The organism is Blastococcus sp. MG754426 (assembly GCF_021699055.1).
Classification (GTDB): Bacteria; Actinomycetota; Actinomycetes; order Mycobacteriales; family Geodermatophilaceae; genus Blastococcus.
Genome location: NZ_SSXC01000005.1, coordinates 51,468 through 65,639 on the forward strand (window position 1 = coordinate 51,468; position 14,172 = coordinate 65,639).

Here is a 14,172-nt window from a genome sequence, read left to right on the forward strand (position 1 = left end):
CGATGACCGAGGGACGGATGCAGATCGGCGAGGTGGCCGAGCGCACCGGCCTGAGCGTGCGCACGATCCGCTTCTACGAGGAGAGCGGCCTGGTGGCGCCGTCGACCCGCAGCCCGGGCGGGTTCCGGCTGTACTCCGACGACGACGTCGCCCGGCTGGAGCTCATCCGCCGGCTGAAGCCGTTGGACTTCACGATCGAGGAAATGCGAGAGGTGCTGCTCCTGCTGGACGAACTGGTGGACCGGTTGCACTCCGCGGGAGAGCCCCGGCCGGAGCTGCTGGAGCGGCTGGCGATGTACCGGGAGCTGGCCGATCAACGGGTGGCCGCTCTGCACGCGCGCTGGTCGAACGCCGCCGAGTTCGCCGCTCACCTGCGCGGGCAGGAGGAGAGACTGCGCCACCCCGGGAGGATTCGCTCATGACCGTCGCCCCGACTCGCCCCGGCGCGGACGCCGCCGCCGACGTGGTCGGCGAGGCGGCGCGTCGGCGGACGTTCGCCGTGATCAGCCACCCCGACGCCGGCAAGTCCACCCTCACCGAGGCCCTGGCCCTGCACGCCCGCGTGATCGGCCAGGCCGGCGCGGTGCACGGCAAAGCCGGCCGCCGCGGCACCGTGTCGGACTGGATGGACATGGAGAAGGCCCGCGGCATCTCCATCACCTCGGCAGCCCTGCAGTTCGAGTACCGCGACGCCGTGATCAACCTCCTGGACACCCCCGGCCACGCCGACTTCTCCGAGGACACCTACCGGGTGCTCACCGCCGTCGACGCCGCGGTGATGCTGATCGACGCCGCCAAGGGCCTCGAGGCGCAGACGATGAAGCTGTTCGCCGTCTGCAAGCACCGCGGCATCCCGGTGATCACCGTGGTGAACAAGTGGGACCGCCCGGGCAAGGACGCCCTCGAGCTGATGGACGAGATCACCGAACGCACCGGGCTCACCCCCACACCGCTCACCTGGCCGGTCGGCATCGCCGGCGACTTCCGTGGCGTGCTCGACCGGCGCGACGGCACCTACCGGCGCTACACCCGCACCGCCGGCGGGGCCACCGTCGCTCCCGAGGAGCACCTCTCCGCCGACACGGCGGCCGCCCGCGAGCCCGAGGCGTGGCAGCAGGCGCACGAGGAGGCCGACCTTCTGGCCGCCACCGCCGGCGAGCACGATGAGGAGCTGTTCCTCTCCGGCGTCACCACCCCGGTGCTCTTCGCCTCCGCGATCTCCAACTTCGGCGTCGGCGCGCTCCTCGACGTCCTCGTCGACCTGGCACCGGCCCCGACCGGCCGTCCCGACGCCGACGGCACGGTGCGACCGGTCGACGCACCGTTCAGCGCCTTCGTGTTCAAGGTGCAGTCGGGCATGGACGCCGCCCACCGCGACCGGCTGGCCTACATCCGCGTCTGCTCCGGCGTCTTCGAGCGCGGCGCGGTCGTCACCCACGCCGCCACCGGCCGCCCGTTCACCACCAAGTACGCCCAGCACGTGTTCGGCCGGGAGCGGGAGAGCATCGACACCGCCTACCCCGGCGACGTCGTCGGTCTGGTCAACGCCTCGGCGCTGGGAGTCGGCGACACCCTCTACGCCGAGCGGCCGGTCACCTTCCCGCCGCTGACCACCTTCGCCCCCGAGCACTTCGCCGTCGCCCGCAGCCTCGAGACCGCCAAGCACAAGCAGTTCCGCCGCGGCATCGCCCAGCTGGAGTCCGAGGGCGTGGTCCAGGTGCTGCGGTCGGATCGGCGCGGCGACGCCGCCCCGGTGTTCGCCGTCGTCGGCCCGATGCAGTTCGAGGTCGCCGCCCACCGCATGCAGCACGAGTTCGGCGCGCCCGTGCAGCTCGAGCCGCTCCCGTACAGCCTCGCCATGCGCACCGACGAGGCCTCCGTCGCCGGGATCACCGCCAGCAGCGGCACCGAGGTCATGCGACGATCCGACGGCGAACTCCTCGCGCTGTTCACCACCAAATGGGTCGCCGGTGTGGTGCGCGAGGGCAAACCCGACCTGACCCTCGAGCCGTTGGTGGCCGCCCAGCTCGCCTGACGGGCCAGACCCCCCACCTGCCGCTCCCGTCCCCGCACCGCCGCCAGCGACGCCGGCACGACCTCGGAAGGACCTCCCACGTACCGCTCCACGCCGGCATCGCCCCCCTCCCCCGCTCCCGCCGCCACGCCACGCTCCGGCGCGCGCAGTCCCGGCGGCTTCTACGGCTGGCACATGGTCGGCGTCTCCGCCCTCGCCCTGGCGATGACCGCCCCCGGGCAGACCGCGGCCATCTCCGCCTTCATCGACCCGATGACCCAGGGCCTGGGGATCAGCCGCTCGGCGATCTCCACCGCCTACCTCATCGGCACGCTCCTCGGCGCCGCAGCCATGCCCGTCGTCGGCCGGGCGCTGGACCGCTACGGCACCCGCGCCACCATGGCCGCCATCGGCGCCGCCTTCGGCGCCATCCTGCTCGCGCTGTCGGCGGTGTCGAACCTGGTCGGGCTGACCGCCGGGTTCGTCGGCGTGCGCATGGCCGGCCAGGGTGCCCTCGGGCTGACCGCCACCACCGCCGTCGCCGTCTGGTTCTCCCGCCGCCGCGGCGTGGCCGTCGGCCTCGTGTCCGCCGTCGGCGCCGCCGGCATCTCCCTGGCCCCCATCGGCCTGGAGGCGCTCATCTCGGCCACCGACTGGCGCACCGCCTGGGCGATCGAGGGACTGGCCGTCTGGGCGATCGTGATCCCCCTCGCGCTGTTCGGTGTCCGCAACTCCCCCGCCGACCTCGGTCAGCGCACCGACGGCGACACACCCACCGATCACCGACAGATCACCCCGCCGGTCGGCGCGACCCTCGGCGACGCCGCCCACACGGCGTTCTTCTGGGTCGTCGTGGCCGGCGTCGCCGTCGCCGGCATGCTCGGCACCGCGGTCGCCTTCCACCAGATCGATCTGCTCGGCGAGCGCGGCCTGTCGGCCACCGAGGCCGCGGCCAACTTCCTCCCGCAGACCGCCGCGTCCCTGCTGGCCACCCTCGCCGTCGGAGCCCTGATCGACCGGGTCAGCCCCCGCTGGCTGACCGCGGCGTGCATGCTCGCTCTGGCGGGAGGCCTGGTCTGGGGCGTGGCCGTGGACCCGGGCTGGTCGGCGATCGGATTCGGCCTGCTCCTGGGGGGCTCCGCCGGCGCCATCCGCACCCTGGAGGCGGCAGCCTTCCCCCGCTACTTCGGCACCACGCACCTGGGGTCGATCCGCGGTGTCGTCGCGGCGGTCAGCGTCGGCTCGACCGCCTTCGGTCCCGTGGCGTTCGCGCTGGTGCACGAGGCGACCGGCGGTTACACCGCGGCGCTGCTCGGCTCCGCCGCCCTCCCGTTGCTCGTCGCCGCCGCGGCGCTGTTCCTGCCGGTCCCCCGCCCGCTGGACGGCACGTCCACCGACCGGGGACCCCAGAGCGGCGACGCGCCGCCGGGTGCAGAGGCGGCGCCACCACCGGTCGACGCTCCGGCGCCTACCGCCACCGGACACGCCGTCGACGAACGCCGGCCGGCCGCGAGTCCTCTCCCCTGACGGAGCCGACCCTCGAGCTCCCGGGGCGGTCGCTGCTCGACGCGCGGCCGCTCCCGGTCACCACCCACGTCGGTCGCCACCGCGAGCAGCCGTCAGGCCGTCCGGCCCCGCATCCGCCGGTACTCGGCCACCAGCGCGGCCGTGGACGCGTCCTGCTCCAGCGCGATCGGTTCCCGGCTGGTCAGCGCGGGGGCCAGCTCGCGGGCCATCACCTTGCCCAGCTCGACCCCCCACTGGTCGAAGGAGTCGATCTGCCAGATCACGCCCTGGGTGAAGACGACGTGCTCGTACAGCGCCACGAGCTGGCCCAGGGTCGCCGGGGTCAGCCGCGGGGCGAGGATCACCGTGCTGGGCCGGTTGCCGGGCATGACCTTGTGCGGTACCAGGGACGCTGGCGTGCCGTCGGCGGCCACTTCATCGGCCGTGCGGCCGAAGGCGAGGACTGCTGCCTGCGCGAGCATGTTCGCCATCAGCAGGTCGTGCATCTCGCCGATGTCGTGGGCGGGCTCCCCGAAACCGATGAAGTCGGCGGGGATCAGCGTCGTCCCCTGGTGCAGCAGCTGGTGGAAGGCGTGCTGGCCGTTCGTGCCGGGCTCGCCCCAGTAGACCTCGCCGGTGGCGGTCGTGACCGGCTGCCCGTCGGCGCGGACGGACTTGCCGTTGCTCTCCATGGTCAGCTGCTGCAGGTAGGCCGGCAGCCGGGACAGGTACTGGCTGTAGGGCAGCACGGCGTGGGTCTGGGCCCCGAAGAAGTCGCGGTACCAGATGTTCAGCAGGCCCAGCAGCGCCGGGACGTTGGCCTCGAGCGGAGCGGTGCGGAAGTGCTCGTCGACGGCGTGGAAGCCGGCGAGCATCTCGTCGTAGGCCTGCGGCCCGATCGCCACCATCAGCGACAGGCCGATGGCCGAGGTCATGGAGTATCGGCCCCCGACCCAGTCCCAGAACTCGAACATGTTCTGTGGGTCGATGCCGAACGCGCGCACGGCCTCGGTGTTGGTCGACACCGCCACGAAGTGCTTGGCCACCGCGGACTCGTCCCCGCCGAGCCCGCGGAGCAGCCAGTCGCGGGCGACCGTGGCGTTGGTCAGCGTCTCCAGTGTGGTGAAGGTCTTGGAGCTCACGACGAACAGCGTCTCGGCCGGGTCGAGGTCGCGCGTGGCCTCGGCGACATCGGTCGGGTCGATGTTGGAGACGAACCGGGCGGTCAGGTCGCGGTCGGCGTGGTGCCGCAGCGCGGTGTAGGCCATCGCCGGGCCGAGGTCCGAGCCGCCGATCCCGATGTTGACCACGGCGCGGATCGGCCGCCCGGTGTGCCCGCGCCACTCCCCCGAGCGCACCCGGTCGGCGAAGGTCCGCATCCGGCCCAGCACCTCGTACACGTCCCGGACGACCTGCTGGCCGTCGACCACCAGGTCCTCGTCCGCCGGCATGCGGAGCGCGACGTGGAGCACGGCGCGGTCCTCGGTGGTGTTGATGTGCTCGCCGCGGAACATCGCCGCGATGCGCTCGCGTAGCCCCGCACATTCGGCGAGGGCGATCAGCAGGCGCAGCGTCTCGTCGGTGACGCGGTGCTTGGAGTAGTCGACGTGCAGGTCCCCGACCCGGCCGGTCAGCCGCCGGCCGCGGCCGGGGTCGTCGGCGAACAGGGCGCGGAGATGGATGGCTTCGAGGGCTCTGTGGTGATCGGTGAGAGCGCGCCACTCTGCTGTCGCGGTGATGTCCATGGTGCCTCCGTCTCGGTGTGGTCCGACGTCACTGACGCCTCCGTCGTGGTGGCCGTCGTCGCGTCGAGTGATGGGAACGTGACCAACGGCTCACCACTCAACACTGACGTGAAGGGCGAGTTACCGGCAGACTGTCCCTGACGCCATCGACGCCGCCCGAGCGCACCGATGATCCCGCCGGCGATCCCGACGGACATCGTGGTCAGCGGAGCGAGCGTCGATCTTCCGGGTGCACCGCCGCACCCACCCTGACTCGGCACCGCCCTCCGGTGCTTCCCGCCTGCGCCGACGACGGCGCACCGAACGAGACGGATCCATGTCCTCAGTCCTGCCTGCCCTGCCCAAGCCACGCCTGACCCGACCCTCGTGGCTCTCGCCGAAGGTCGCCCGCACCGAGATCCTGGCCGGCATCGTGGTCGCCCTCGCGCTGATCCCCGAGGCGATCAGCTTCTCCATCCTCGCCGGTGTCGACCCGCGGGTAGGCCTGTTCTCCTCCTTCGTGATGGCCGTGGTCATCGCCTTCACCGGCGGCCGGCCGGCGATGATCACCGCCGCCACGGGGGCGATCGCCCTGGTCGTCGCGCCACTGGCACTGGAGTACGGGGTCCAGTACCTGTTCGCCGCCGTCGTCCTCGGCGGCGTCTTCCAGATCCTGCTGGCCGCGTCGGGCGTTGCGCGGCTGATGCGCTTCATCCCGCGCAGCGTCATGGTCGGCTTCGTCAACGCACTGGCGATCATGATCTTCACCGCGCAGTTCCCCCAGCTGATCGGCGTCCCGTGGCTGGTCTACCCGATGGTCGCGGCCGGTCTGGCGATCATCTTCCTGCTGCCGCGGCTGACCCGGGCGATCCCCGCGCCCCTGGTCGCGATCGTCGTGCTCACGACGCTCGCGGTGGCTGCCGGTTGGGACCTGCCCGACGTCGGCGGCGAGGGCGACCTGCCCGACAGCCTGCCGTTCTTCCTCCTGCCCGACGTGCCCTTCACCATGGAGACGCTCGGCATCATCGCCCCGTACGCCCTGGGCGTGGCCTTCGTCGGGCTGATGGAGTCGCTGATGACGGCCAAGCTCGTCGACGACCTCACCGACACCCACTCCAACAAGACCCGCGAGTCCTGGGGACAGGGCATCGCCAACATCGCCTCCGGATTCTTCGGCGGCATGGGCGGCTGCGCCATGATCGGCCAGACCATGATCAACGTGAAGTCCGGCGCCCGCACCCGGTTGTCGACCTTCCTCGCCGGTGCTTTCCTGCTGGTCCTGGTGGTCGCCCTGGGCGACATCGTCGCCGTCATCCCGATGGCCGCTCTGGTCGCGGTGATGATCTTCGTGTCGATCGCGACCTTCGACTGGCACAGCCTGCAGACCATCCACAAGATGCCCAAGAGCGAGACCACCGTGATGGTCACGACCGTCGCCGGCACGCTCCTGACGCACAACCTGGCCATCGGGGTCGGCGCCGGCGTGCTCGCCGCCTGCGTGCTGTTCGCCCGCCGCGTCGCCCACCTCGCCGAGGTCACCAGCGTCACCGACCCCGACGGCGGCACCCGGGTCTACTCGGTGCACGGCGCGCTGTTCTTCGCCTCCAGCAACGACCTCTACACCCAGTTCGACTACGCGGACGACCCCGAGAACGTCGTGATCGACCTGTCCAACGCCCACGTCTGGGACGCCTCCACCGTCGCCGCGCTCGACGCCATCACGCACAAGTACGAGACCCGCGGCAAGAACGTCGAGATCGTCGGCCTCACCGGACACTCCGCCGACCGGTTCGACCGGCACACCGGCCAGCTCGCTGGGGCCCACTGATGCCGGCGTCGGCCGGATCGGCCGTTCGGCGACCCTCCGGCGGAGCCGGCTCCGGCGGCATGCTCTATGAAGAGGGCGTGAGGGCAACTCCCCGAGGCGACCTGATGCAGATCGGGCAGGTCGCCGAACGCACCGGCCTGAGCCTGCGGACCATCCGCTTCTACGAGGAGAACGGTCTGGTCGTCCCCACGGCCCGCTCCGAGGGCGGATTCCGGCTCTACAGCGAGGCCGACATCGCCCGGCTCGAGGTGGTCAAGCGGATGAAGCCGCTGGGCTTCTCGCTGGAGGAGATGCAGGAGCTGCTCGCGCTGCTCCATGACCTCGAGCACGCGTCGGCAGACCGCTCGGAGCTGCTCGACCGGTTGCGGATGTTCCACGAGGCCGCCACCGCGCGGGTGACGGCGCTGCGCGACCAGCTCTCCGTGGCGGAGAGCTTCGCCGGTGACCTGGCCAAGCACCTCCGCGCCCGGCGCTGAGCACCAGTGGGCCTGTGGTTCGAAGAGCTCGACTGGAGTTCCACCCCGATCGGCGAGGTGAGTCTGCGCCGCCGCACCGGCGGCGACGCGGACATCTTCGAGGTCAAGCTCGGCGACGAGTTCCTGATGTCCTCGGTGTTCACCGTGGCCGAGATCGAGCTGGCCCGGCTGGCCCTCGCCCGCCTGCCCGGCGCGGACCTCGACGTCGTCGTCGGTGGACTGGGGCTCGGCTTCACCGCCCAGGCTGTGCTGGCCGACGAGCGCGTGCGCGACCTGCTGGTCGTAGACGCGCTCGAGCCGGTGATCCGCTGGCATGAGCGCGGTCTGGTCCCGGTCGGCCCGGAGCTCACCGGTGACGACCGCTGCCGGTTGGTGCACGGCGACTTCTTCGCGATGACCGACGGCGCCGGATTCGACCCGGAGGCACCGGACCGGGTGTTCGACGCGGTGCTCGTCGACATCGACCATTCGCCTCGGCACCGGCTGGCCGAGGGCGACGCCGACTTCTACGACGTGGACGGGAGCCGGCGCCTGGCCGAACACATCCGGCCGGGCGGCGTCTTCGCGCTCTGGTCCAACGATCCGCCCGACGACGACTACCTGGCCGTTCTCCGGCAGGTCTTCGTGGACGTCGCCGCAGAGGTCATCACCTTCCCCAACCCCCTCCAGGACCGCACGGCGACCAACACGGTCTACCTCGCGACGGCGGCCTCCTGACGCTCGGCACGGAGCAGCCGATGGCTCAGCAAGCCGTACGAGTTACTGACCCTTACGTGAGGGTAGATTGGGTGCGAGGGTTCAACGCCGGGCGGTGCGAGCGCCGCGTTGCCGTCGTCAGTTGATGTCGATCGTCGGGAGTTCCTGCGTGTCCGAGGCCGAACTGCGCGCCGAGTCGACCTACCACGACCGGATCCGCGCCGCGATCGCGGCGATGCGGCGCAGCGCGGTCGACCTGGTCGACGACTTCCACGCCGACTTCCTCGAGGGCAAGCAGAACCGCTTCGCACACGACGGCGGCCCCGACCACAACCTCGGCCGGGCGATGGCCGACTACCGCGTCCACCGGCTCGAGAACCTGGCCGATCGCGGCCTGCCGCAGTTCTTCGGTCGGATGTGGCTCGACTCCGGCGAGGACTACCACTTGGGGCGGCACCACGTCCGCGACGAGGACTACGGGTCCGTGCCACTGGTCGTCGACTGGCGGGCGGAGATCGCCCGGCGCTACTACCAGGCGTCGGTGCACGACCGCATCGAGGTCGCGAAACGGCGCCGCTTCGGCTTCGCTGGCAGCACGCTGACCAGCCTCGAGGACGAGGACCTCCGTTCGGGTCAGGAGCCCACCTCCGACCTCCTGACGGCCGAGGTCGAACGGCCGCGCACCGGGCCGATGCGCGACATCGTCGCCACCATCCAGCCCGAGCAGGACGAGCTCATCCGTCGCGACGCCGACACGACCCTGTGCGTGCAAGGGGCGCCGGGCACCGGCAAGACCGCGGTCGGCCTGCACCGCGCCGCCTGGCTGCTCTACACGTATCCACGTCGCTTCGCCGGCCACGGCATGCTCGTCGTGGGCCCCAACGACAGCTTCCTCCGGTACATCGCCGGTGTCCTGCCTACCCTCGGTGAGGCGTCGGTGCGGCAGACGACGGTCGACCAGCTGATCGGCGCGGTCGACGCCCGCGCCTCCGAGCCCGACCGCGTGGCGATCCTCAAGCACGACGCGCGGATGGCGGAGGTCTGCAAGCGTGCCGTCTGGCGCCACTTACAGCGCCCCCGCGACGCGGTAACGGTCGAACACGGCGGCAGCAGGTTCACCCTGCCCGCCGATCAGGTGCTCGACGTCGTCCGGGCCGCACGCCACCGCTCACACAGCTGGGAGGGCGGGCGTGTGTCCGTCGAGCACGCGCTCGTCGACGCACTCACCCGCCAGTACGAGCAGCGCTGGCTGCGCGCCGTCGAGGACCGGTGGCAGACGGAGCTGAAGCGCCGACCCAGCTTCAAGCAGGCACTCGATGCGCTCTGGCCGCGGCTCACCGCCAAGCAGGTGCTGCGGCGGCTGTACGCCGACGCCGACTTCCGCGCGTCGGTGTGCGCCGGACTGCTGACCGACGAGGAGTCGAACCTGATCTCCCGTGGATCCGGACCGCTGAAGCCGACGGCGGCCGACATGGTCCTGCTCGACGAGGTGCAGGCCGTACTCCGGCCACTGGAGCCGACGCAGTCCGTCGCGCACATCGTCGTCGACGAGGCCCAAGACCTCTCCCCGATGCAGTGCCGGGCGATCTCGCGCCACAGCGCGAACGGCTCGCTGACCGTGCTCGGCGACCTCGCCCAGGGGACGACACCGTGGGCCGCGGCGGACTGGCCGACGCAGATGGGCCACCTGGGAAGGCCCGACGCCGAGTACACCGAACTCACCATCGGCTACCGCGTCCCGGGCGTCATCATCGACCTGGCCAACCGCGTACTCCCCCACCTCGGCGTTCCGGTCGCGCCGGCGCGCTCCCTGCGCACGGACGGCTCGGTCGAAGTGATGACCGTCCACGACGTCATCGCCGGGACCGCCGACGCCGTCGAGAAGGCGCTCGTCGCCGAGGGAATGGTCGGCGTGATCGCCCCCGACGCGCTTCTCGACGAGCTCCGCCGCGCGCTACCGGTCGACGAGCGCGTCGAACTCGTCCCCGGCGGCCTCGCCAAGGGCCTCGAGTTCGACCACGTGGTCGTCGTGGAACCGGCGCTCTTCACGTCGACCACTCCTGCGGACGCAGAACCGGACATCCGAACCGGGCTGCGGCGTCTCTACGTCGCGCTCACTCGCGCCGTGTCCGGGCTCACCATCGTCACGACCCAACCGCTCCCACCGGAAATGGGCTAGGAGCTGGACCGGGCGATGCAACCGCCGGCCGGCGAGAGCGGGGCGTTTCGTCGTCCTCTACTTCCACCTTTCCCCCGCACTTCGGATGAGGACTGAAGGATCACTGGAGGTTGACCTTCCCCGCCGTGCCCGGGGGTCGGCCGTCGATCACAGCCAGACTGGAGGAGCCCTGGAGACCTATCCCCCATCGTCGGCGGAGACAGCGTGCCGCCTACTGGCGAGTTCGCCGCTAGACCTCAGGAGTTCGCGTGGATCTCGACGAGCTGCGAATCAGCCGCGCCGCCGTCGTGACGGTCGCCCAGGCCGCCTCAGTCTTCGGTGTCGACGTGCGCACGGTTACCCGCGCCATCGATAACGGCGAGTTGCCGGCCCTCCGTCTCGGCCGACGGGTGTTGATTCCCCGGCTACCGCTGCTTGCTGCCCTGAGTGTCAGGGCCGACGACACCCTGACCGAAGCTCACGACGCCGGCTCCGGCGACCGGGACGACCGGTAGCCGCGCGACTCGCAAAGGGACTGATCGGCCGAGTCCGGTGAGCGTCGGCGGCAACGGCGAGCACGTCAGTCAGGTCTCGTCGTGGTCGCGTGACCCCTGGGCGGCCCGGAGGCCCTGAACCGAGTGCCCCCGCCCAAGTGCCCCTCTCGTCCAGAGTCGGCTCGTGATACTCCGCGTGATACTGCCGCCGGCGCATTCGGGGGTATCTGGGGGTGATTGGAGGCCAGTCGGCGTCTCTGATGGTCTGCAAAGGCGCAGGTCAAGGCACCTCAAGGCATCCAGATGCTTAGCCGCGGACAGGAGTTCAAGTCCCCCCTCGGACACCCCCTCGGACACCATGGAGTGGGAGTTCTCCCACCTTCCAAGCCCAGAGCGGGGCTCTCCCCGGCCAGAACGCACGGTCCCCTCTCGGACCGATGCGGCCACCATCTCCCCCGGGGCGACACCCGGAATGGGTGAATCTGACGCCGCTGCCCTGCGCGCCGTGCTGGCGACTGCCGATCGTCGGGACCTCAGCACCGGTCTGCGCATGCCCAACGCAGCTCCCCCGCTCCCGCGGATGGCGCGCGTCCGCACTGCGGCGGCGCCGACTCCGATTCCGGCCGCGCGTGCCACGTCGCCCGTCACCGCCGTAGCCACACCCGCGGCCGCTTCCGCGCTACCCGGGGTGCCCGCCTCGTGGGCCGGGGTCGGCCCGCTCCTGGCCGCTGTTGGCGAGCGGGCGCCGGCCGACGCGCTGCGGCTGGCCACCGGTACCAGCGGCGATGCCGGCACCGGCCCCGCGGTGGACCTCTCCGGGATGAGGGTGCGACCCGCCGACCCGGCCGCGCCCCGCAGCAACACGCTCATCCGCACGCTCGACGCTAAGGGCCGACTCATGCTGCCGCTCACGCTGGCCGCGGCGGCTCCCGCGCCAGCCGAGCGCGACGGGGCGGTGCTCACCGTGTTCCTGCCCGGTAGCGCCGAGCGCCCGCGGCCGGGCTTCGTCGTCGCCGCCCTTCCGCTGGATGCCCGCGGCCGGCTGACCTTGACCGCCGCGGTCCGGCGCGAGGCCGGCATCCCCGACGGCGCCGACGTCCTGGCCGTCCTCGATACCGACCGCGGCGTCATCACCGTGACCGCCGCCAGCCGGCTGTCGGCCGGCATCGGCGACCTGCTCGACGGGCTTCGTCGCCCCGCGGCCACCGCGTCCGCCTCCCACGGGGACGAGCCGGTCGGTGCTGAGGGCGTCGCGCCGGCCGCCTCGGTCCCGGCTGCTGCCGGCGACGCCGGCGGGCGACTGCGCATCGTCCGCTGACCCGCACCGTCCCTTCACGTCCGCGGCACGACCGGTGCCGCCGCCACGACCGGAGAACTCCGCATGACCACCATCCCCACCCCCGCGACGCGCTCGGACGACGCCGTGCACGAGGCCACCCGTGAAGCCATGCGCGCCACCCTGCTCGCGCAGGGCTTCGACGCGTCCGTCGTCGAGACGATGCTCCCGGCCCAGGTCCAGCTCTATCGAGTGCGGAAGGCGGTCGCCGAGGCGACCACCGCCCTGCGCCAGGACCTGCCCGACAGCGAGAAGACCTGGGCGCCCTACCTTCGGCTGCTCGTCGACGGGCTGCCCGACGTGTGCCCCTGCCCCTGCCCGGCCTGCGCCACCGGCCCCTGCCCCTGCCCCGGCGGTGCCGACGGGCACGCCGGGGGGTGCACGATGCCCGAAGGCGAGCTGCACACCGACTGCGCCGAGCGCTACCTGGGCGTGGCCGACTTGGCGGTGAAGGAGATGACCCGCGGCGTCATCGCCGAGGCCGCCTGGTGGGCCCAGCGCCGCGGACTGAAGCGCACCGTCGCCCGCAACGTCAAGCGCGAGGCGGCCGGCCGCAACCTCCTGCACAGCGACGGTCGCGGGGCGCGCGAGCAGTTCATCCAGGCGACCCGGTGGATGTTCACGTGGCTGGTCGACGAGGACAAGGCCGCCACCAACCCGGCCCAGAAGGTCAAGCTGCCGCCGCGGCAGGAGGCGGGCGCGCGCTCGCTGACCGACCAGGAGTTCATCGAGGTCTACGGCACCGCCGTCAGCACCGGCCAGGACCCTGCCCTCGACGGGCTCATCCTGCGGCACCTGCTCATCCAGGCCGTCCGCCGCGGGGCGCTGCTGGACACCACCTGCGGCGGCCTCGACGTCGAGGGCTGCCGCATCCGCTACTGGGACAAGAAGAAGAAGACCTGGCGGTACCGGCCCACCACCGGCACGCACATGGCCGACCTCGTCATCCACGCCCTCACCCGCGGACCCCGGGTCGCCGCGCCGCCGGATGCCTCCGAGGAGGACCGCCGGCACGGCATCCCCGCACTGACGGGGTCCTCCCCCGTGTTTTACGGCCGGCCCGTCGACACCTTCGACCAGCACGGCTACTTCGTCTCGCGCACGGTTCGGCCCATCTCGCGCAAGCGCATCGAAAGCCTGTTCGCCCGGGTCCGTCGTCACCTGCCGTGGACGGAGCGCGTCGAGCTCCGCTGCCACGACATCCGCCACACCAGCGGACGCATGGTGTTCAAGGCCGCCGACCAGCAGGCCGCCAAGCTGCACTTGGCGCACGACGGGGGCAGTTCCACCGACCACTACCTCAAGGAGCGCCTCGACGAACTGGCCAAGCTCAAGCAGCAGCTCTTCGAGCGCCCGCTGCACGACGAGCAGTAGTGCACCTCCGTCGCAGGCCCACCGGGGACCCCCCCGGTGGGCCTGCGGTTGTCCTCGGCGGGTCTGCGGCACGCGATAGCCCCCGGCACCACGTGTCGGGCGGGCCGCCGTTGAGCGCGATCAGCAGGTCGATTCGACGCCGCCCCACCTTGGCGCGTGAAATCCGGCCGGAGTGTCGGCTGTCCGGGGAACGACACCATCGGGACCGCCCGTCCCCCGAACGACACTGGCCATCCGCTGAACGACACTCGCATCGGCCAGCGTCGGTAGCCCGTGGCAACATCCGCGGCGTGACAGCCCAGCGCCTCGGCCCCAACGGCGAGCCACCCGATGAGATCGCTGGGGAGTGCCGCCTCCGCAACCTCGAGGTGGAGGCGGCTGTGGCATCGGCTGACGGGGAGGATCGCGTATGAGCACCCCGATCCAGCCGGGGGAAGTCGGCCGGCTCCGCGAGGACAGCCTTGCTGCCGCCGGCGAGTACACCGCCTTGGCCGCCGTGGCGTCCCGCCGGGAGGGCGACCGTGCACTGCAGCTGCTCGCGGGACGGTGCGACGATGCGACGGCCT

Annotated in this window: 11 protein-coding genes; 10 read left to right on the forward strand and 1 reads right to left on the reverse strand. The window is 71.8% G+C overall.

The genetic code is table 11. The features are described from left to right. Positions 1-2 precede the first annotated feature (2 nt). From E9549_RS04010 to E9549_RS04020, 3 genes are all read left to right on the forward strand, one after another. Positions 3-422 (forward strand): MerR family transcriptional regulator, encoded by a 420-nt coding sequence (locus E9549_RS04010; RefSeq protein WP_236825292.1) that lies wholly within the window; start codon positions 3-5, stop codon positions 420-422. After that, positions 419-2,035, forward strand: coding sequence for a peptide chain release factor 3 (locus E9549_RS04015; protein WP_236825293.1), 1,617 nt, complete (start codon positions 419-421; stop codon positions 2,033-2,035). The genes E9549_RS04010 and E9549_RS04015 overlap by 4 nt, the downstream gene beginning before the upstream one ends. A 174-nt stretch (positions 2,036-2,209) precedes the next feature. Further along, the gene (locus E9549_RS04020) at positions 2,210-3,541 is read left to right on the forward strand and encodes an MFS transporter (protein ID WP_236825294.1); all 1,332 of its coding nucleotides are present in this window, start codon (positions 2,210-2,212) and stop codon (positions 3,539-3,541) included. A gap of 92 nt (positions 3,542-3,633) precedes the next feature. Here the strand turns inward: E9549_RS04020 and pgi are convergent, their stop codons facing one another. After that, on the reverse strand, positions 3,634-5,265 hold the full coding sequence (pgi, locus tag E9549_RS04025) for a glucose-6-phosphate isomerase (RefSeq protein WP_236825295.1): 1,632 nt from the start codon (positions 5,263-5,265) through the stop codon (positions 3,634-3,636). A gap of 316 nt (positions 5,266-5,581) precedes the next feature. Here pgi and E9549_RS04030 point away from each other — a divergent pair, with 316 nt between their 5' ends. The 7 genes from E9549_RS04030 (at position 5,582) to E9549_RS04060 (ending at position 13,606) form a co-directional block, all read left to right on the forward strand. After that, on the forward strand, positions 5,582-7,072 hold the full coding sequence (locus tag E9549_RS04030) for a SulP family inorganic anion transporter (protein ID WP_236825296.1): 1,491 nt from the start codon (positions 5,582-5,584) through the stop codon (positions 7,070-7,072). Positions 7,073-7,176: 104 nt separating this feature from the next. Then, entirely contained in the window at positions 7,177-7,548 is a 372-nt protein-coding gene (locus E9549_RS04035) for a MerR family transcriptional regulator (protein ID WP_236825297.1), read from the forward strand. A gap of 6 nt (positions 7,549-7,554) precedes the next feature. Further along, positions 7,555-8,265: a spermidine synthase gene (locus tag E9549_RS04040; protein ID WP_236825298.1), complete on the forward strand. Its 711-nt coding sequence runs from the start codon at positions 7,555-7,557 to the stop codon at positions 8,263-8,265. 148 nt (positions 8,266-8,413) lie between these two features. Beyond that, positions 8,414-10,423 (forward strand): 3'-5' exonuclease, encoded by a 2,010-nt coding sequence (locus E9549_RS04045; protein ID WP_236825299.1) that lies wholly within the window; start codon positions 8,414-8,416, stop codon positions 10,421-10,423. A gap of 248 nt (positions 10,424-10,671) precedes the next feature. Then, a complete protein-coding gene (locus E9549_RS04050; protein ID WP_236825300.1) occupies positions 10,672-10,917 on the forward strand; it encodes an excisionase family DNA-binding protein in 246 nt (81 codons plus the stop codon). A 667-nt stretch (positions 10,918-11,584) separates the two neighbouring features. Beyond that, a complete protein-coding gene (locus tag E9549_RS04055) occupies positions 11,585-12,214 on the forward strand; it encodes a hypothetical protein (protein WP_236825301.1) in 630 nt (209 codons plus the stop codon). Between the two features lie 63 nt (positions 12,215-12,277). Continuing rightward, a complete protein-coding gene (locus tag E9549_RS04060; protein ID WP_236825302.1) occupies positions 12,278-13,606 on the forward strand; it encodes a hypothetical protein in 1,329 nt (442 codons plus the stop codon). Positions 13,607-14,172: the final 566 nt, after the last annotated feature.